General features: G+C 73.6%; 18 protein-coding genes and 1 tRNA gene. 8 read left to right on the forward strand and 11 right to left on the reverse strand.

Going from position 1 to position 18,874, the window contains the following annotated elements; all coding sequences use genetic code 11:
* Positions 1-41: 41 nt before the first annotated feature.
* The 5 genes from A0J59_RS08165 to A0J59_RS08185 all read right to left on the reverse strand — a co-directional run bounded on the left by A0J59_RS08165 (position 42) and on the right by A0J59_RS08185 (position 6,168).
* A complete protein-coding gene (locus A0J59_RS08165; RefSeq protein WP_064315761.1) occupies positions 42-365 on the reverse strand; it encodes a hypothetical protein in 324 nt (107 codons plus the stop codon).
* 152 nt (positions 366-517) lie between these two features.
* A complete protein-coding gene (locus tag A0J59_RS08170) occupies positions 518-3,064 on the reverse strand; it encodes a CHAT domain-containing protein (protein ID WP_064315762.1) in 2,547 nt (848 codons plus the stop codon).
* A gap of 7 nt (positions 3,065-3,071) precedes the next feature.
* Positions 3,072-4,892 (reverse strand): S8/S53 family peptidase, encoded by a 1,821-nt coding sequence (locus tag A0J59_RS08175; RefSeq protein ID WP_064315763.1) that lies wholly within the window; start codon positions 4,890-4,892, stop codon positions 3,072-3,074.
* Between the two features lie 146 nt (positions 4,893-5,038).
* Positions 5,039-5,536: a carboxypeptidase regulatory-like domain-containing protein gene (locus tag A0J59_RS08180; RefSeq protein ID WP_047233803.1), complete on the reverse strand. Its 498-nt coding sequence runs from the start codon at positions 5,534-5,536 to the stop codon at positions 5,039-5,041.
* Positions 5,533-6,168 carry an RNA polymerase sigma factor gene (locus tag A0J59_RS08185; protein ID WP_064315764.1) on the reverse strand — a complete coding sequence of 212 codons (636 nt, stop codon included), beginning with the start codon at positions 6,166-6,168 and terminating at the stop codon, positions 5,533-5,535. Before A0J59_RS08185 ends, A0J59_RS08180 begins: the two co-directional genes overlap by 4 nt.
* 453 nt (positions 6,169-6,621) lie before the next feature.
* Between A0J59_RS08185 and A0J59_RS08190 the strand changes: the two genes are divergently transcribed.
* Entirely contained in the window at positions 6,622-7,908 is a 1,287-nt protein-coding gene (locus A0J59_RS08190) for a glycosyl hydrolase family 18 protein (protein WP_064315765.1), read from the forward strand.
* Between the two features lie 99 nt (positions 7,909-8,007).
* On the opposite strand, the gene rplA is transcribed toward A0J59_RS08190, so the two are convergent.
* The 5 genes from rplA to A0J59_RS08215 form a co-directional block, all read right to left on the reverse strand.
* Positions 8,008-8,724, reverse strand: a complete 717-nt coding sequence (gene rplA, locus A0J59_RS08195; RefSeq protein ID WP_047233800.1) for a 50S ribosomal protein L1 — start codon at positions 8,722-8,724, stop codon at positions 8,008-8,010.
* 163 nt (positions 8,725-8,887) lie between these two features.
* Positions 8,888-9,319, reverse strand: coding sequence for a 50S ribosomal protein L11 (gene rplK, locus A0J59_RS08200; RefSeq protein WP_047233799.1), 432 nt, complete (start codon positions 9,317-9,319; stop codon positions 8,888-8,890).
* Positions 9,320-9,415: 96 nt separating this feature from the next.
* The gene (gene nusG, locus A0J59_RS08205; RefSeq protein WP_053369618.1) at positions 9,416-10,243 is read right to left on the reverse strand and encodes a transcription termination/antitermination protein NusG; all 828 of its coding nucleotides are present in this window, start codon (positions 10,241-10,243) and stop codon (positions 9,416-9,418) included.
* A gap of 117 nt (positions 10,244-10,360) precedes the next feature.
* Entirely contained in the window at positions 10,361-10,642 is a 282-nt protein-coding gene (secE, locus tag A0J59_RS08210) for a preprotein translocase subunit SecE (RefSeq protein ID WP_082141381.1), read from the reverse strand.
* 106 nt (positions 10,643-10,748) lie between these two features.
* A tRNA-Trp gene (locus tag A0J59_RS08215) sits at positions 10,749-10,821 on the reverse strand.
* A gap of 206 nt (positions 10,822-11,027) precedes the next feature.
* Here A0J59_RS08215 and A0J59_RS08220 point away from each other — a divergent pair.
* The 5 genes from A0J59_RS08220 (at position 11,028) to A0J59_RS08240 (ending at position 16,011) form a co-directional block, all read left to right on the forward strand.
* Positions 11,028-12,044 (forward strand): ABC transporter ATP-binding protein, encoded by a 1,017-nt coding sequence (locus A0J59_RS08220; protein WP_082918848.1) that lies wholly within the window; start codon positions 11,028-11,030, stop codon positions 12,042-12,044.
* Positions 12,041-12,913, forward strand: a complete 873-nt coding sequence (locus tag A0J59_RS08225) for an ABC transporter permease (RefSeq protein WP_064315766.1) — start codon at positions 12,041-12,043, stop codon at positions 12,911-12,913. Before A0J59_RS08220 ends, A0J59_RS08225 begins: the two co-directional genes overlap by 4 nt.
* Entirely contained in the window at positions 12,903-14,225 is a 1,323-nt protein-coding gene (locus tag A0J59_RS08230) for a sensor histidine kinase (protein ID WP_064315767.1), read from the forward strand. Before A0J59_RS08225 ends, A0J59_RS08230 begins: the two co-directional genes overlap by 11 nt.
* Positions 14,222-14,890: a response regulator transcription factor gene (locus tag A0J59_RS08235; RefSeq protein ID WP_064315768.1), complete on the forward strand. Its 669-nt coding sequence runs from the start codon at positions 14,222-14,224 to the stop codon at positions 14,888-14,890. The genes A0J59_RS08230 and A0J59_RS08235 overlap by 4 nt, the downstream gene beginning before the upstream one ends.
* Positions 14,891-14,991: 101 nt before the next feature.
* Positions 14,992-16,011 carry an adenosine deaminase gene (locus tag A0J59_RS08240; protein ID WP_064315769.1) on the forward strand — a complete coding sequence of 340 codons (1,020 nt, stop codon included), beginning with the start codon at positions 14,992-14,994 and terminating at the stop codon, positions 16,009-16,011.
* Positions 16,012-16,061: 50 nt separating this feature from the next.
* Here A0J59_RS08240 and A0J59_RS08245 read toward each other — a convergent pair whose 3' ends face one another.
* Entirely contained in the window at positions 16,062-16,832 is a 771-nt protein-coding gene (locus tag A0J59_RS08245) for a methyltransferase domain-containing protein (protein WP_064315770.1), read from the reverse strand.
* A gap of 113 nt (positions 16,833-16,945) precedes the next feature.
* On the opposite strand from A0J59_RS08245, the gene A0J59_RS08250 reads away from it, so the two are divergent.
* Both A0J59_RS08250 and A0J59_RS08255 read left to right on the forward strand, forming a co-directional pair.
* Complete coding sequence (locus A0J59_RS08250) at positions 16,946-17,284, forward strand: hypothetical protein (protein ID WP_064315771.1); 339 nt, start codon at positions 16,946-16,948, stop codon at positions 17,282-17,284.
* A partial coding sequence (locus A0J59_RS08255; RefSeq protein WP_255365079.1) for a cell wall metabolism sensor histidine kinase WalK occupies positions 17,281-18,874 on the forward strand: 1,594 nt, incomplete at its 3' end. The genes A0J59_RS08250 and A0J59_RS08255, both read left to right, overlap by 4 nt.

The raw sequence follows: 18,874 nt of genomic DNA on the forward strand, positions 1-18,874 counted from the left end.
AGGCCCCCGGCGCGCGGCGCGCCGGGGGCCTCGGGAACACGTCAGACCGCGACGGGCGCGAAGCCGCGACCCGCAGGCTTCTGCACGTGCGGCTGCGTGTACGGCGTGGGCAGGATACCCGCCGCCAGCGTCCAGTCGTGCGGCTGACCGTACGGCGTCGGCAGGACACCGGTCGCCGACTTCTTCAGCGGCGTGCTGTACGGCGTCGGCAGCACACCGGTCGCCGACTTCTGCAGCGGCGTGCTGTACGGCGTCGGGAGCACACCGGTCGCCGACTTCTGCAGCGGCGTGCTGTACGGCGTCGGGAGCTCGCCGAGCGCCGACGCCCCGGTCGCGAGACCGCCGGTCAGCAGCGCCGAGGCCATCAGGACGGTCGTGAGACGAGCAAGCGAACGCTTCATCATTCCCCCAGGAAGAACGGATAGATGCCGCAGATGCGACTGTCCCGACGCTATCGACGAAACGTGCGCCAGGTCCACGGTCGTCTCGGAGTCCGGGAGGTTGTTACACGGTGACTTCAGAGGACGAGCGGGCCGAAGCAGACGAGCGGGACAGGCTCGGGCTCGTCGGCGATCGCACGAGCGAGCGCCGTCCCGGGCATGGCGCCGTCGCGCAGCTCGGCGTGGAGCGACGGCATGACGCGCGCGGCGACGTCGTCGCGCAGCGGGGCCACGCTCGCGATCACGGCGCGCGCGCCGAGCCGCAGCAGGACGCTCGTCAGGCCGAGCGACTCGCCGCCGATGCGCGGCGTCGAGAGCCCCACCTCGCACGCCGACAGGACGACCACCACGCCGTGCAGGTCGATGCCGTCGAGCTCGTGCGCGAACAGCGGGCCGTCGGCGAGGCGCAGCGAGGAGAAGAGCGGGTTGTCGGTCTCGTGCGTCCCGTGCGCAGCGAGGTGCACGACCCCCGCCGACCGGAGCCCCTCGACCACGGCCCCGCACGTGGCGCCCTCTCCCGCGAGTGCCTCGGCACCCTCCCACACTGACGCGACGAGCTTGGCCTCGGCGCCCGAGAACCGTAGCCCCGGGCCGGCGACGACGAGCGCGTCGTCCGCTCGGCGGACGGGCTCCCCACAGCGCAGGTCGACCCAGGAGTTCGCCCACGTCCGCCGGCCCCGCCGTGAGGGCAACGAGGCCCACGGGAGCGCGAGCAGGAGGTCGCGTGCGGCGAGGTGCAGGTCGCCCTCGGCCTCCAGGGGGACGACCAGGGCGTCGTCGAGCGCGGCGAGCGTACGCGTGAGCGACCCGACCGCCGCCTCCCGCATCGGGACGGGGATGAGCACGTTCGAGAGCACCGCGAAGTCGGCCCGGGCGCGGCGCACATGCTCCGAGACCGCCGTGCGCGACGCGAGCCGCACGAGCCGCGTCCGCTCTGCGGAGACGCGGACCGCGAGCACGTCGTCGCCGTCGAGCACCAGGTCGGCGACGACCGCCGCCGACCCGGAGGCGCCGAGCGCTGCGCGCAGCCGGCGCTCCGTCGCAGCGACCGGGGTCGTGGCACCTCCCCCGTGCTGCCACGCGCGCCGTCGCGCGTCGTCCTGCAACCGACGCGCCGCTCGCAGGTGGTCCTGTCGTCGAGCGAGGTGTGCCGGGTCCGAGGGAGCTCCGAGAGCACGTGCCACCTCGACCTCGCGACGTGCTGCGGCGAGGAGGTCCGCGAGGACCGGGTCCGACGGCGGTCGCACGCGGCCCGTGCCCGCGAACGCCGCACGGCCGCGCTCGACCGCGTCGAAGATGGTTCCCGGTCGCCGCGTCCTCAGCGCCGCCTCGACGTCGACGTTGCCGAGCCGGACCCCGTGCACCGCAGACGCCGTCACGGCATCGACGGAGCCGAGCCGCGCGCGGTGCTCGGCGAGGGCCGACTGCCCGCGACGCACCGCCCGCACACCGCCGCGACGGTCCCCGGCCACGAACGCGAGCTGGGCGAGGACGGCCTCGTGCTGCAGCCGCACGGGAAGCGGGGCGCGGTCGAGTCGCGCGGGGACCTCCGCGAGAACGTCCTGGGCGGCCGGGACGTCGCCCGAGGACACGAGCCACTCGGCGGCGAGGAGCCGAGCAGGGATCGTCACGCCAAGGCCCGCGACGGTGCCGAGCGCGCCGCCCTCGCGCGCGAGGTCGAGCGCCCAGGTCGCGTGCCGCCGTGCCGTCGTCGGTGTCACGTCGTCCGCGCGGTGCTCCGTGAGCGCCGCCTGCAGCTCCGCGACGCGGGCGCGCAGCATCCACGGGGCGTTTCCGAGCTGGTCGAACCGGCGCGAGGCCGAGCGCGCGAGCCGACGGGCGTCGGCGTACCGGCGCAGGCCGAGCACGACCCGCGACCGCACGAGATCCACCTCCGCGAGGTCACGCACCATGCGGTAGCGCACGAGATGCTCTCGTGCCTCACGGAGTGCGTCGTCCGCCTCCGTGAGGAGCCCGGCGTCGAGCAGGACCTGCGCCCGATCGATCAACCCGACCGCGGCGTGCCGTTCCGGCGCCTCCACCGCCGCCTCGTCCATCGCCCTCAGCGCGGCGGGGAGGTCTCCGTGCAGGTACTCGGCGTACCCGAGGTTGTGGCGTGCCTTCGAGGCGACCAGGACGTCGTCACGCGCCAGCGCCAGGTCCACGGCACGCGAGAGGTCGTCCGTGGCTCCCGGGATGTCACCGAGCTCGAGCCGGAGCGATCCGCGGTTGAGCAGGAGGACGGGGACCTCGGGCGCGCTCAGGTCGACCACCCCCGTCAGTCCGCGGTCCATGGCACGCACCGCCTCGACCGCTCGGCCCGCACGGTGGAGCAGCAGGCCACGCTGTCCGTGCACGAGCACGAGCAGACCCGGCGCCTGCGCGCCGGAGACCGACTCGGCGGTCGACAGATACCCGAGGGCCTCCTCGATGCTCCCCGAGTGCTCGGCGACGCACTGCGCGAGGCCGACGAGCGAGCGCACCTGGACGTAGACGTCCGGAGCGTCGCCCGCGGCCTCGCGCAGGAGCGCTCGGTAGTGGCGTGCCGCGACCGCGAACCGCCCCTGGGCGTTGAGCGCGGCCGCGACGGCGAGGCGGTCTCTCAGAACGCTCTCACCGGCCACGTCACCCTCACCCCGTCGGTTGCTCCTCGGTCGGGACCAGTCCCGTCGACAGGGTAATGGCACCCCACAACCAGGCGCACCGCGCAGGGTCTCCGGCGCCCGGTGCGGAGAGATGCGGGTCCGGGTCCGGTCGTCCCGACGCGGCGTCGAGCAGATGCGACGCGAGCTCCCCGGCCAGGACCGGCGCGGCGAACGACGTACCGCTCCATGTCGCGAACCCTCCCTGGAAGCCCTCCGGGTCGATCGTCGCCCGGCGGCCGGGCCCCCAGAGCTCGTCGACCGAGCGCGACGGTGCCACGGCGCCGTCGATCGTCGTCGGAGCGGTGGACACGAGCGAGGCACCGGGTCGCGTGCAGGTGACCCACGGACCGTCGTTGCTGAAGAGCGCCACCGTCCCGTCAGGGTTGGTCGCGCCGACGGTCAGGACGGGCGGCTCGTCCCGGAGCAGCTTCTCGCCGGGCAGCGGCACCGGCGGCACCTGCTTGCGGTCGAGGCGGGGAGCGAAGGCGGCAGGGTAGCTCGGGCGGGTCTGCCCGTCGTTGCCGGAGGACACGACGACCAGGACACCGTAGCGCCGCAATGCCCTCAGCAGGGCCCCGAACGGGGCGTCGAACGCCGCGTCCTCCGGGCGCTCGTGGTAGTAGCCCAGCGAGAGGACGACCACGTCGACGGGCGCGTAGTCCGGTCGGCCGACGAGCCCCAGCACGTGCCAGAGAAGCAGGCGGCGGAGCGACCGCAGGAGCTCACGCTCGGGGACGACCCCCGACCCCCCGTAGAGCCGCGGCGCGAGGATCACCGCGTCGGGGCACTTCTGGTGCACGAGCCCCGCGATGAACGTCCCGTGGCCCGCGACCGGGTCCAGCGGCCCGGTCAGGGGCGCGACCGAGACGCCTCCGATCTCCGGGTCCTCGTAGGCGTACTCGGTCTCCGGCAGCACGGAGAGCGGCTCGCCGAGCAGCATCGGCTCGCGGTCCACGATCTGCCCACGGCGCTCCAGGTCCTTGTCGAACCAGGGGTGTGCTCCGACACCGGTGTCGAGGACGGCGACCACGGGGCGACGGGTCCCGTCGGAGCCGACGAAGCGGTCGTCCGACGGGCCGAGTGCGCGCCGCGGGACGGGACCGACCCAGTTGACCGGTGTACGCCCCCCGGACCCCGCCGCCGCGTACTCGGCCGTACCCGCGAAGGGCAGGCCCTGGGTGTAGGGCAGACCCTGCGTGTACGGCAGGCCCTGCGTGTACGGCAGACCCTGCGTGTACGGCAGACCCTGGGTGTACGGCAGCCCCTGCGTGTAGGGGAAGGGCTGCACGTACGGCTGGCCACCGATGAAGGGCGACGGCGCGATCATGTGGTCCAACGCGAGGCGAGGGCTGCACCTGTCGTCAGGGCAGAGCCTGCCCTGGAGCTCCTCGATCAGCGACCACGCGTCGGGTAGCTCGCCCTGGCGATCGTCCCGGTACGTCAAGCGGACCGAGTATCCGAAGACGCGAAGAAGGTCCGCCGTCGTCTCCCCGTCCAGTCCAGCGCGGCGCACCAGCTCCGCGTCGTGGAGGCTCTCCTCCTGGACGTCGACCCGGAGGCCACGTTGCTCCGCGGCAGCCTCGAGCCACCGGAGCGAGCGGTTTCCCTCACGGTCGAACGGGGACTCCGGGACGAGGATCCGGTCACCGACGTACCAGGTCGGGTGGGGAGACGGCTTCCCCGCGCGACGAGGCGCCGAGACGGGGTCGATGGTCCGGGTGCGCCACTGCAGCCGGCTCGGACGGTCGCCGTAGTACCGACCGCCCTCCGGCGTCGGTTCGGTGGGCTGGTCTGGGGTCTCGCTCACGTGCTCCTCCTCGAGGGATGACGTTCAGTCGGTGCCGCGGGCGTCGTCGTCGACGGACAGCGGCTCGCGCGCGGGGGCGCGGAAGGAATGGGGGGTCGGGACGTCGTCGTGCCGCGGGCGAGAGGTCGCCCGCGGCACGACGACGGCTACAGCTCGATGACCGGGGTGCTCACGGCGCCGCCGGCACCGTCGGCACGGCGCACGACGAGGCTCGCCGGGCCGCGGTCCACGGCGTCGAAGACGAAGCGGCCGTCGTCGTCGCTCGTGGTCTCGCTCACGGTGCCGGGGCGGTGCAGCTCGACGCGCAGCGCCGTCGCCGGGGCGGCCCAGCCGTCGATGCGGATGCGGCCGTCGTCGGTCGGCGAGAGCGAGATCATGACCGTGACGGACTCGGACGTGAACGTGATGGTGCGCGCCTCGACGGGAGGTGCGTCGCCCCGCACGGACATCTCCGGGACCTGGACGTACTCCAGCTCCATGACCTCGGCCTCGAGACCCGCGAGGGTGATCGCGAACAGCGACCGCTCCACGAGGCCGTCGGGCACGGGGTCGATCTCCTCGGCGATGCGCGCCAGCTCCGCGAGCAGCGCGAGGTCGACGGCGTCGAGCGGCTCGTCGGGGCTGTGCGTCGGCTCGGTGCTCATGATGCTTCCCACGATTCCCCCTGGTCGTCGATGATGTCGCGCAGCTTGGCGAGGCAGCGGCCGCGCGTGGAGCCGATGCTCCCGACGGGCATGCCGGTCGCGGCCGAGATGGCCTTGTAGTCGGGTCGGTCGGCGAGCGACACGAGCCGCAGGAGCCGCCGGCAGCGGTCCGGCAGCTGGTCCAGCGCGGCCCACAGCGTGCGGTCGCGCTCGTTGCGGAGCACCTCGACGTCAGGCGTCGGGTCTCCCGAGGGCAGCTCCGGCACGCCCTCGTCCGTGTCGTCGGGGAGCTCGGTGCGGCGCTTCGCCTCGTCCCGGTGCTTGCGCACGGCCTCCCACGCGGCGCGCTTGGCCGTGATGAGCAGCCACTTCAGGACCGCGTGCGGCTCCTTGATCGTCATCGCGTTGCGCACGAGGGCGACCCACACGGTCTGGACGATGTCGTCGGCCTGCTCGCGCTCGACGCCCTGGGCGCGCACCGTGTGCCACAGCAGCGGCGTCGCCTCGCGGACGAACTCGCCGAGCGCGTGGGGGCGACCGTCCCGGTACTCGAGGAGCGCGAACGCACCCCGGTCCCCCAGGCTCAAGCCGGGTTCGTCGGTGTCGGCCACCTCGTCGGTCGTTCTCGTCATGGGGGGCACCGTCCTCGGCGCGCTCGTCCGGTCAGGCATCAGCGGGGGGTCCCCGGAAGCGCCTGATTCTAGGGCCGGGCCGGTGGGGTCGACAACCATCGTCACTGGTCACACCCCTCCTGGCTCGTGCGGCTGCGTCCCATCTCGCTCCTTCGACACGCGAGTCGGAGCGTCGGGCCGACACTCCTCCACCCGGACAAGAGGGCCGGGCCGCCCGTCTGATACATCCGTCGCCCACGGGTCTGCGCGACGCCGCCCACGCGCTCAGGATCGCCGTCCGGCGGGGTCGCCGTCTAGGTGTTCCCCCGTATGCGAGGCCCGGGAACTGCCGGGGAATCCCTCATGCGGCGGCGCAGCGCGGGCTCCTAGCGTGCAGACGACCCCTGCACCCACCGCGGGTGCGGACCGGCGGGGCGCGACGTCGCGGCCCGCCCGAGCACGAGGAGCACTTCCGTGAGAACAGTCCTCTCCGGCCGCACGCGCGGCCGCACCGGGCGCGCGCTGCGCGCCCTCGCCACCGTCGTCGCGGCAGCGACCGTCGCCGCGGGCGGCGCCCTCGCCGCCGCGCCCGCGACCGCGGCGCCCGCGCCGGCCGTCGCTGCACCCGCCGCCGCGGCCGCGGGCAGCACGCAGTGGCTCACCGGCTACTGGCACAACTTCGACAACGGCTCAGTGACGATGCGCCTGTCGGAGATCCCGCAGGCGTACAACCTCGTCGCGGTCGCCTTCGCCGACAACCTGACCGGCACGCCGGGCGGGATCACGTTCAACCTCTCAAGCGCCGAGCTGGGCGGCTACACGGAGGCGCAATTCAAGGCCGACATCGCGACGATCCGCTCGCAGGGCCGCAAGGTCGTGCTCTCCGTCGGAGGCGAGAAGGGCAACGTCATCGTCTCCAACGCGACGGAGGCCAAGAACTTCGCGGACACCGCGTACGGGCTCATGCAGAAGTACGGCTTCGACGGCGTCGACATCGACCTCGAGCACGGCATCAACGCGACCTACATGTCGAGCGCGCTGCACCAGCTCTCCGCGAAGGCCGGCCCGAGCCTCATCCTCACCATGGCGCCGCAGACGATCGACTACCAGGCGACGAGCATGGGGTACTACCAGCTCACCCTCGCGATCAAGGACATCCTCACGATCGTCAACACCCAGTACTACAACTCGGGCTCGATGATGGGCTGCAACCAGCAGGTCTACTCGCAGGGCACCGTCGACTTCCTCACCGCGCTGACCTGCATCCAGCTCGAGATGGGCCTGCGCCCCGACCAGGTCGGCATCGGCGTGCCCGCCGTCCAGAAGGCCGCCGGGGGCGGCTACCAGCCGCTCGCCAACGTCGTGAAGGCCGTCGACTGCCTCGAGGTCGGCACCGGCTGCGGCGCCTTCAAGCCCGCGAAGCCGTACGGCAAGATCGGCGGCGTCATGACCTGGTCGATCAACTGGGACAAGACGAACAGCTACCAGGTCGCGTCCGTCATCGGCTCGCGCCTCGCGAGCGGCCCGACCACGCCGACGGACCCCACGGACCCGACGGACCCCACCGACCCCACGGACCCGACCGACCCCACGGACCCGGGCACCTGCACCGCCCCGGCGTGGTCCGCGTCGGCCGTGTACACGGGCGGCAACCGCGTCTCGCTCCAGGGCCGCACCTACGAGGCGAAGTGGTGGACGACGAACGAGAACCCGACGCAGAGCGGGCAGTGGGGCGTCTGGAAGGACCTCGGCGCCTGCTGACCCGGTCCTCCCGCTGAGACGACGACGGCGCGGCACCCTCGCAGGGTGCCGCGCCGTCGTGCGTGGTGCGGGTGTGGACCACCCGCGGGAGGACTGCCGTCAGGCGGCGTCGTCCTCCAGCAGCTTCGTCGTCTTGGACTGGTCCAGCGGGATGCCGGGGCCCATCGTCGTCGTCAGCGTGGCCTTGGTGATGTAGCGGCCCTTCGAGGACGACGGCTTGAGACGCAGGACCTCTTCGAGGGCCGCCGCGTAGTTCTCCACGAGCGCCTTCTCGTCGAACGAGACCTTGCCGATGATGAAGTGCAGGTTCGCGTGCTTGTCGACGCGGAACTCGATCTTGCCGCCCTTGATGTCCGACACGGCCTTCGCCACGTCCATCGTCACGGTGCCGGTCTTCGGGTTCGGCATGAGACCACGGGGACCGAGCACCTTGCCCAGGCGGCCGACCTTGCCCATGAGGTCCGGCGTCGCCACGGCGGCGTCGAAGTCGGTGTAGCCACCGGCGACCTTCTCGATGAGGTCGTCGCCGCCGACCTCGTCGGCACCGGCCGCACGGGCCTCCTCCGCCTTCGCGGCGTTCGCGAAGACGATGACGCGGGCCGTCTTGCCCGTGCCGTGGGGCAGGTTGACCGTGCCACGGACCATCTGGTCCGCCTTGCGCGGGTCGACACCCAGGCGGAACACGACCTCGACGGTCGCGTCGTACTTCACGGTCGACGTCTCCTTGGCGAGACGGACCGCCTCGAGCGGCGCGTAGAGACGCTCGCGGTCGATCTTCTCCTCGGCGTTGCGGTACGCCTTGCTGCGCGTTGCCATCTGCTTCTCCTTCTGCAGTCGTGGTCTGCGGGTCCGCGCGGACCCTGCCACCGTCGTCCGCGAGGTGCGGATCGACGTCGTGCCCGAGGCCGGCACGCGGTGCGTGCCGGCCTCGTACGTCGTCCGGGGCGCCTCGGGCGCCCGGGACAGACGTGGTCTGTCGTCAGCCCTCGACGGTGATGCCCATCGAGCGGGCCGTGCCGGCGATGATCTTCGACGCGGCGTCGAGGTCGTTCGCGTTGAGGTCCTCGAGCTTGGTCTGGGCGATCTCACGCACCTGGTCGGCGGTGATCTTCGCGACCTTGACGGTGTGCGGCGTGGCCGAGCCCTTCTGCACGCCCGCGGCCTTCTTGATGAGCTCCGCGGCCGGCGGGGTCTTCGTCACGAACGTGAACGAACGGTCCTCGTAGACCGTGATCTCCACGGGGATGACGTTGCCGCGCTGCGACTCGGTCGCCGCGTTGTAGGCCTTGCAGAACTCCATGATGTTGACGCCGTGCTGACCGAGCGCGGGGCCGATCGGCGGGGCGGGCGTCGCCGCACCGGCCTGGATCTGGAGCTTGATGAGGCCGGAGACCTTCTTCTTGGGAGGCATGACTCTTCCCTGTCTTTCTTCTCGTGGACCGACGCCGTGGGCGATGACCCGGTTGCAGTACTGCGCTCACGCGGGGCGGCTCGTGCCGCCCGTACGTCAGATCTTGGCGACCTGGTTGAACGACAGCTCGACCGGGGTCTCCCGGCCGAAGATGGAGACGAGGACCTTGAGCTTCTGGTTCTCGACGTTGATCTCGGAGATCGTGGCGGGCAGCGTGTCGAACGGGCCGTCCGTGACGGTGACCGACTCGCCGACCGTGAAGTCGACCTCGACGGGAGCCTTCGCGGCGGCCTGGGCGGGCTTGCCGGGCTCCGGGGCGGGGGCCAGCATCGGCGCGAGCATCGAGAAGACCTCGTCGAGCGTCAGCGGCACGGGCTGGTGGGTGTGGCCGACGAACCCGGTGACACCGGGCGTGTGGCGGACGGCGCCCCACGACTCGTCGGTGAGGTCCATGCGGACGAGGACGTAGCCGGGGATGCGCACGCGTCGGACGATCTTCTTCTGCGCGTTCTTGATCTCGGCCACCTCCTCCATGGGGACCTCGATCTGGAAGATGTAGTCCTCCATGTTCAGGCTCTGGATGCGGTTCTCCAGGTTGGCCTTCACACGGTTCTCGTAGCCCGCGTAGGAGTGGATGACGTACCAGTCGCCGAGCTGCGTGCGCAGCGTGCGCTTGAACTCCGCGACCGGGTCCTCGATGACGTCGCCGTCCTCGTCGACCGGGCGCTCCTCGTCCGACTCCTCGTCGTCCGCGGCGGCCTCGTCGTCCGACGCGACCTCGTCGACCGTCTCGTCAGCCTCGTCGACCGTCTCGTCAGCCTCGTCGACCGCCGGGGCGTCCGTGGTCTCCTCGACGTCGTCCTGGGCACCCTCGGGCTGCGTCGGGTCGACGTTCTCCGTCTGGTCCAGCGACTCCTGGGACACGAACGAACCTGCTTTCTGACGAACTGCTCGATGACTTCTTCTGGAAGCGCCGACGGCGCCCCGAGGGGCGCCGGCTGCCGTGGTGAGGCCCGGCGTGACCGGGCGGAGGTGCGCTCGCTAGCCGAAGACCCACATGACGGCCTTGCCGATCCCGAGGTCGAGCACGGTCACGAAGGCCATGACCACGACCACGAAGACCAGGACCACCGTCGTGTAGGTGATGAGCTCCGAGCGCGTCGGCGTGACGACCTTGCGGAGCTCGGCGACCACCTGGCGCACGAACAGGGCGATGCGCGCGAAGATGTTGGGCTTCTTGTCCGCGGACGGACCGCCCTTCTTCTTCACCTCGTCGGCGCGTGCGCCGCCTGCACCCACGGCCTCTGACGGCGATTCGCTCACTCGTTCTTCCCCATCGCTCACGTACGGGACCTGCTCGAACCCTCGGTGCGACCCGGTGCCGGGCCGCGCGCGGTTCCCGGGAAGGTCCCACGAGAGCCACGCCGTGCAGGGTAGACAGGACTCGAACCTGCAACCTGCGGTTTTGGAGACCGCTGCGCTACCAATTGCGCCACTACCCTTCGTGCTCGACGACGCCGTACGAGCCCCCGGCCCCGGGACGAAACACGTCTCACGGGCGCGGACCAGCGTGGCGGGCGTCAACCACCGAGGGATCACTGTACGCGACGCGAGGCCCCTGGTCGAACCACCGTCCACCGATCGGTGGACACGAGGTCCGGACGAACGGCCGTCGCGGGCGACCGGACCCCGCCGACAGGCTGGTCCCATGACGACGACACCCCTCCCCACCGGCTCCCGCACCGCCGGTCCCGGGTCGAGCAGCCCGGCCGTGGACGTGCGCGGCCTGCGCAAGCGCTACGGCGCCAAGCAGGCGGTCGACGGCGTCGACCTGCGGGTCGAGCGCGGCGAGATCTTCGCCGTCCTCGGCCCCAACGGCGCCGGCAAGACGACGACCGTCGAGATCCTCGAAGGCTTCCGGCGGCGCGACGCGGGCGAGGTCCGCGTGCTCGGGGAGGACCCCCAGACCGCGGGCCGCGCCTGGCGCTCGCGCATCGGCGTCGTGCTCCAGGACTCGCGGGACCAGGCCGAGCTCACGGTCGCCGAGATCGTCCGGCACTTCGCGACGTTCTACCCAGCGCCGCGCGACCCGGACGAGGTGATCGACGCCGTCGGGCTGCGGGAGAAGGCCCGGACCCGCACGCGCCAGCTCTCCGGCGGCCAGCGTCGGCGCCTGGACGTCGCGCTCGGCATCGTGGGGCGCCCGGAGCTGCTGTTCCTCGACGAGCCGACGACCGGGTTCGACCCGCAGGCGCGCCGCGCGTTCTGGGCGCTGGTCCGCTCGCTCCGCGAGGACGGCACGACGATCCTGCTCACCACGCACTACCTGGACGAGGCCGCGCACCTGGCCGACCGTGCCGCCGTCGTGCGCGCGGGCCGGGTCGTCGCGCTCGACGCGCCCGACCGCCTCGGTGGCCCGGACGCGCGCCGGCCGGAGGTCCGTTGGCTCGACGACGGCGCCTGGCGGTCGGAGCGCACCGACTCCCCCACCGCGCTCGTCGCATCCCTCGCCGCGCGGTACGCGGGACCCGACGGCGAGGTCCCCGGCCTCGCGGTGACCCGCCCGAGCCTGGAGGACGTCTACCTCGAGCTCATCGGCGAGCCGGCCACGAAGCCCGCCGCCGCGCCTGCCCCCACGACCGCACCCGGTCCCCTCGACGCACCCGCCGAGGATCCCACGCCCGACCGCACGTCCGCCGTCGTCCCCGAGGAGACCCGCCCGTGACCACCGCCCCGACCGTCGCCCGGTCCACGCGCTCCGCCCGACCCGCCACCCTTCCCGGCGCCGGCCGCCTGGGGATCGAGCGCACCCGCGCCGAGCTGCGCGCGTTCTTCCGCGAGCGCGACGCCGTGATCTTCATCTTCACGTACCCGCTCATCATGCTCGCGATCTTCGCGACGGTGTTCGACGGGCAGGACCAGGGCACGGCCGCCTACTCCGTGCCGTTCGCGCAGTACTTCCTGCCCGGCATGATCGCGACCGGCGTCATGCTCACGAGCTTCCAGTCCCTCGCGATCTCGATCGCGGTCGAGCGCGACGACGGCTCGCTCAAGCGCCTGCGCTCCACCCCGCTGCCGCCGTCCGCGTACTTCTACGGCAAGATCGGGCTCGTCCTGCTGACGTCGGTCGTGCAGACCGGTCTGCTCCTGGCGCTCGCCGCGACGGTCTACGACGTCCCCATGCCGTGGGAGATGTCCGACGGCGGTGCGCGCCTCGCGACGTTCGCGTGGGTGTTCGTGCTCGGGTGCGCCACCGGCGCGGTGTGCGGCGTGGCGTTCTCGTCGCTGCCGCGGTCCGGCAAGTCCGCGACGGCGGTCGTGACCCCTGTCGTCCTCGTCCTGCAGTTCATCTCGGGCGTGTTCTTCGCGTTCTTCGCGCTGCCGTCCTGGATGCAGACCGTCGCGTCGCTGTTCCCCCTCAAGTGGATGGCGCAGGGCATGCGCTCGGTGTTCCTCCCCGAGCAGGCGGCGGCGCTCGAGCCGTCCGGGTCGTGGCAGCACGGCGCGACCGCTGCTGTACTGGTCGCATGGCTGGTCGTGGGGCTCGTGGTCGGTGCACGCTCGTTCCGGTGGCGGCGCCGTGATGACGGCTGAGACGCCGTCGCCGGGCGGGGCGGTCGCGGGGGTGGTCGACGGGACGTCCGCCGACGCCGCGACCGCCCAGCTCGACGGCACGTGGGCCCGCGACGTGCGCTGGTGGGACGTGGCGTTCTACGTCATCGTCGTGCTCAGCGCGCTCGCGCTGCTCGCGGCGGGCGTCAGCGGGAGGGCGCTGCTCGTGTCCCTGGCGGCGGTCGCGACGATCCTCGTGACTTACCTCGCCTGGGGCCGCCGGGCGGCGCGCACCCGCGACCAGGTGCCGGCCCACGTCTACCTCGTCGTCGCGATCGCGTGCACGCTCGTCGTCGTCGGCCAGGACGCGCTCGGCACGCTCCTCCTGTTCGCCGTGTTCACGCAGATCTGGATGCTGTCGGAGCACCTGTGGGCCCAGGTGGTGCTGTGCGTCGCGCTCGCGGCCGGCACGGCGCTCGCGCTCGCGTTCGACCCGCAGACGGGGCAGGTCGAGCCCGAGGAGCTCGCGAGCGCCGCGCCCCAGATGGGCGTCGCCCTGGCGTTCGCGCTGAGCCTCGGTCTGTGGACCGCGCACACGCTGCGGCAGTCGGAGCGCCACGCGCGGCTCGTCGACGAGCTGCGCGCCACGCAGGCCGAGCTCGGCCGGGCCTCGCACGAGGCGGGGGTGCTCGCCGAGCGCGAGCGCGTCGCCCAGGAGATCCACGACACGCTCGCCCAGGGGTTCACGAGCGTGGTGATGCTCGCCCAGGCCGCGCGCGCCGACCTCGACCGGGACGCCCCCGACGCGGCGCGCGAACGCCTGGCCCTCGTGGAGTCGACGGCGCGGGACAACCTCGCGGAGGCTCGCGCCCTCGTCGCCGCCTCCGCCCCCGCCCCGCTCCAGGGCGGCACGCTCGGCGAGGCGCTGCGCCGGCTCGCGGACCGGTTCGCGGAGGAGACCGGGACGCGCGTCGAGCTCACGGCGCCGGAGGCACTCCGACTGTCGAGCGCGGACGACGTCGTCCTTCTGCGGTCCGCCCAGGAGGCGCTCACGAACGTCCGGCGCCACGCGGACGCGTCGGCCGTGCGCGTCGACCTCCGGCAGGACCACGCGGGGACGGTGCTCGAGGTGACCGACGACGGGCGCGGCCTGCCCGCCGACGCGTCGGGCTTCACCGAGGGCTACGGGCTGCGGGGCATGCGCGAGCGCGTGGCGGCGGAGGGCGGGAGCCTCGAGGTCGGACCGGGCCCGGCGGGCGGGACGCGCGTCGCCGTCCGGCTGCCTGCGGGCGCAGCGCCGGACGAGCCCTCCGCGCGCACGCGCGCGACGACGCGGACCGGAGACGCCCGATGAGCCCGGCCGGGAACGGCGTCGTCCGGGTGCTCGTGGTGGACGACCACCCGGTCGTACGCTCGGGGATCACCGGCATGCTGGCCGCAGAGCCCGACCTCGAGGTGGTCGGCGAGGCGGGCGACGGCGAGCAGGCGGTCGCGCTCGCGGGCGAGCTGGCGCCCGACGTCGTGCTCATGGACCTGCGTATGCCCGTGCTCGACGGGGTCGGCGCGACGGCGGCGATCGTCGGCACGCCGGGCCGGGGCACGGGGCGCGGGACGGTGTCCGCCCCGCGCGTGGTCGTGCTCACGACCTACGAGACCGACGCGGACATCCTGCGCGCGGTCGAGGCCGGGGCGACCGGCTACCTGCTCAAGGACACGCCGCGGGACGAGCTCGTGGCCGGGGTGCGCGCCGCGGCGCGCGGGCAGACCGTGCTCGCGCCGAGCGTCGCGACCCGGCTCGTCACGTCGGTCCGCGGCGCGGACCGGCTCACGGACCGGGAGATCGAGGTGCTGCGGCTCGTCGCGCGGGGGCTGTCGAACGCGGCCGTCGGGAGCGAGCTGTTCATCACGGAGGCGACCGTGAAGACCCACCTGCTCCGCGCGTTCGCCAAGCTCGGCGTGGACGACCGGACCGCCGCGGTCACGGTCGCCATGCAGCGCGGGTTCCTCACCGGGACCTGACCGGCGTCCGGTGTGACGGGGCCCGTACGGGGGGCGGGCCGCCGTCGGGACCCTGCCCCGTGCGCGACGCGCGGGTCGGGTCCGCGTGACAGACTCCCCGTGTGCGAGACCTGGCGACGCTTCCCAAGGCCCACCTGCACCTGCACTTCACCGGGTCGATGCGCCCGGAGACGCTGCGCGACCTCGCCGCGCAGTACGGCGTGCGGCTCCCCCACGCGCTCGTCGACGGCGACCCGCTCCGGCTCCCGCCCACCGAGCGGGGGTGGTTCCGGTTCCAGCGCCTCTACGACGCCGCGCGCGCGTGCGTGCGCTCCGAGGCCGACATGCGACGCATCGTGCTCGAGGCCGCGCAGGACGACGCCGCGGAGGGGTCGGGCCGGCTCGAGATCCAGGTGGACCCGACGTCGTACGCGCCGTTCGTCGGCGGCATCACCCCGGCCGTGGAGATCGTGCTCGACGCGGCGCGGTCCGCGAGCGCCGCGACGGGGACGGAGGTCGCGGTGGTCGTCGCGGCGTCGCGCATGCGGCACCCGTTGGACGCTCGCACGCTCGCGCGCCTCGCGGCGCAGTACGCGGGCGAGGGGGCCGGCGAGGTCGTGGGGTTCGGCCTGAGCAACGACGAGCGCCGCGGGGACACGGCGGAGTTCGCGCGCGCGTTCGCCATCGCGCGGCGGGCCGGGCTCGCGTCCGTGCCGCACGGGGGCGAGCTGCTGGGGCCGGCGCACGTGCACGAGGTGGTGCGCGAGCTCGTCCCGGACCGCCTCGGCCACGGCGTGCGGTCGGCGGAGGACCGGCGCGTGCTCGACGACGTCGTGGACCGCGGGATCGCGCTCGAGGTGTGCCCCGCGTCCAACGTCTCCCTCGGGGTCTACGAGGACGCCGGGCAGGTGCCGCTCGGGGCGCTCGTCGACGCCGGCGCCCGCGTCGCGCTCGGTGCCGACGACCCGCTGCTCTTCGGCTCCCGCCTGGTGGCCCAGTACGAGACGGCCCGCCACGAGCACGGGTTCTCCGACGACGAGCTCGCCGCGCTCGCGCGGTCGTCGATCCGGGCGAGCCGCGCCTCGAGCGGCACGAAGCAGCGTCTGCTGACCGGCGTCGACGACTGGCTCGCGGGGGGCTGACCGCGGCGGCTCCCGCCCCGGTCGGGGTCGAGCACGCGGCGCGGGTCGGGTCAGGCGCGCGTCGCGACGACGAAGACACGGCGGAAGGGCAGGACCGTGCCGTACCCGCGCTCGGGGTACGCCCCTCGTAGCGCCGTGGCGTACTCGGCGACGAACGCGGCGCGCTCGGCGTCGGGCAGCGCCTGGAGGACGGGGCGCGCGCCGGTCGCGGAGATCCAGCGCAGGACGGGGTCGGGCCCGTGGAGCACGTGGAGGTAGGTCGTCTCCCACGCGTCGACGGTCCAGCCGAGCCCGGCGAGCCGGTCGAGGTACGTCTCCGGGTCGTGCGCTCGCGGTCGGTCGACGCCCGACGTGTGCTCGGCGTACGGCGGGCGGGCGGCGATCTCCCGGAGCAGTCGATGGCTCGGGGCGTCGTGGTTGCCCGGCACGGAGAAGGCGAGGGCCCCGGCGGGCGCGACGTGGCCCGCGAGCCGGGCGAGAAGGTCGAGGTGGTCAGGGACCCACTGGAGGGTCGCGTTGCTCACGACGACGTCGGCCGGGGCGGGCGGCGCCCAGGTGCGCACGTCGGCGAGCTCGTACCGGACCCAGGGGGCGGAGGCGTCCTGCCGCGCGCGCTCGACCATCGCGGGCGACGCGTCGACGCCGGTGATCGTCGCCCTGGGCCAGCGCGCGTGCAGCAGCGCGGAGAGGTGGCCCGGGCCGGAGCCGAGGTCCACGACCGTCCGGGCGTCGACGGGCACGCGGGCGAGCAGGTCGGCGAAGGGGCGGGAGCGCTCGTCGGCGTGGCTCAGGTACAGGGCGGGATCCCAGTCGCGGGGCATCGGTGCTCCAGTCGTCGAGCGGACTCGTTCGGCATCAACATTCTTGACATCAAGATACATCGCGCAGCCCCGCTTCTCATGTGCGTCTCATCCTGCTCTCGGATACTGGGCCCATGACTCGTCGGACCGTCGCGTGGCTCGTGGGGGCGCTCGTGCTCGTGCTCGGGGGCGCGGCTGCCGCCGGCGCGCTGGCCTCGCGCCCGCAGGACCGCGAGGTCGGGGGTGCCGTGGTCGTGACGCCCGCACCCACGACCCCCGCCCCGACGACCACCGGCGACCCGTCGCCCACCACCTCGCCCGACGACGACGATGACGACGACGACCGTGTGACTCCCGCCCCGCCGTCGAGCGACGACGATGACGACGACGACCACGACGACGGGTCCGACGACGACGGCGGGTCCGACGACGACGGGGACGACCGCAGCGGCTCCGACCAGGGCGACGGATGAGCTCCCGGGCGCGTCGTGCCGGGCTGACCGTCCGTACCCGCATGCTCGCGGCGTTCCTCGGGCTCTCCGCCCTGGCGCTGCTGCTCGCGGGCGGCGCGGCCTGGTTCCTGCAGCGCGGGCAGATCGACGCGCGCATCGACGAGAGCCTGACCCGGAGCGCGAACGAGCTCGCGCAGCTCGCGGAGTCGGGGCTGAACCCCGTCACGGGCGAGCCGTTCACGTCCGCCGAGGACGTCGTCGTCGCCTCGATCCAGCTCACCGTCCCGGCGCACAACGAGGGCATCCTCGGGCTCCGGGAGGGCCGCACGCCGCTCGTCTCGCAGCAGGACGTGCGGCTGCGGCTCGAGGACGACCCCCAGCTCGTCGCCGCGCTCGCGCCGCTCGTCGCGGGGGACGACGTCGTGCTGCGCTCCCCGCGCACCGCGACGGCCGAGTACCGCGCCCTCGTCGCTCCGGTGCAGTCCCTCGGCGGTGCGGGCACCGCCGCGGACCAGGCGCCCGCGGCGCTCGTGCTCGCCTACGACCGCTCGGCCGAGCACGCCGAGTTCGCGCAGGTCTTCCGGACCTACGCCGTCGTCGCGCTCGGCGCGCTCGTGCTCATCGGCGTCGTGGGCTGGGTCGTCGCCGGGCGCCTGCTCCAGCCGATCCGGACGCTCTCGCGCACCGCCCAGCGCATCGGCGACACGGACCTGTCCGCCCGCATCCCCGTGACCGGCAACGACGACCTCTCCGACCTGTCACGCACCGTGAACGGCATGCTCGACCGGCTCGAGGGGTCGTTCGAGTCGCAGCGACGCCTCATCGACGACGTCGGGCACGAGCTGCGCACGCCGCTCACCGTGGTGCGCGGCCACCTCGAGCTCATGGACCCGCGCGACGCCGCCGACGCAGCCGAGACGCGCGACCTCGCGCTCGACGAGCTCGACCGCATGAACCGCCTCGTGGACGACCTCGTGACGCTCGCGACCGCCGGCCGCCCCGACTTCGTCCGCCCCGGCGACACCGACCTCGGTCGCCTCCTCGACGACGTGCACGACAAGGTCCGCACGCTGGGCGAGCGCCGGTGGCTCGTCGACGCGCGCGCCGACGTCGCGGTCCTCGCGGACGGGCAGCGCCTCACCCAGGCGCTCCTCCAGCTCGCGGCGAACGCGGTGAAGTTCTCGGCACCCGGGTCCGTCGTCGCGCTCGGCTCGGCGGTGTCCGACGACGGCGCGCGCGTGCGCGTGTGGGTCCGCGACGAGGGCGTCGGGATCGCGACCGAGCAGCAGGAGCGGATCTTCGAGCGCTTCGCCCAGGCGACGACGCCGGGAAGGACCCACCCCGAGGGCGCCGGGCTGGGGCTCGCGATCGTCGCGGCGATCGCCGAGGGGCACGGCGGCCGGGTGCTGGTCGCATCGACGCCCGGTGTCGGGTCGACGTTCACGCTCGACCTCCCGCTCGCCCCGGTCGCGGGCCCGTCCTCCGTGGCGCGTGCGGACGCCGTCGGGCCGCACGCTCCCGCGCTCGACGGGCGGCACGGGCAGGCACCGGGTGCGCTCACCGCGCCGACCGTGCCGAGCGCGCCGTCGGCCGCCACCCCCTCGCTGCCCC

The organism is Cellulosimicrobium sp. I38E (genome assembly GCF_001647255.1).
Classification (GTDB): Bacteria; Actinomycetota; Actinomycetes; order Actinomycetales; family Cellulomonadaceae; genus Cellulosimicrobium; species Cellulosimicrobium cellulans_E.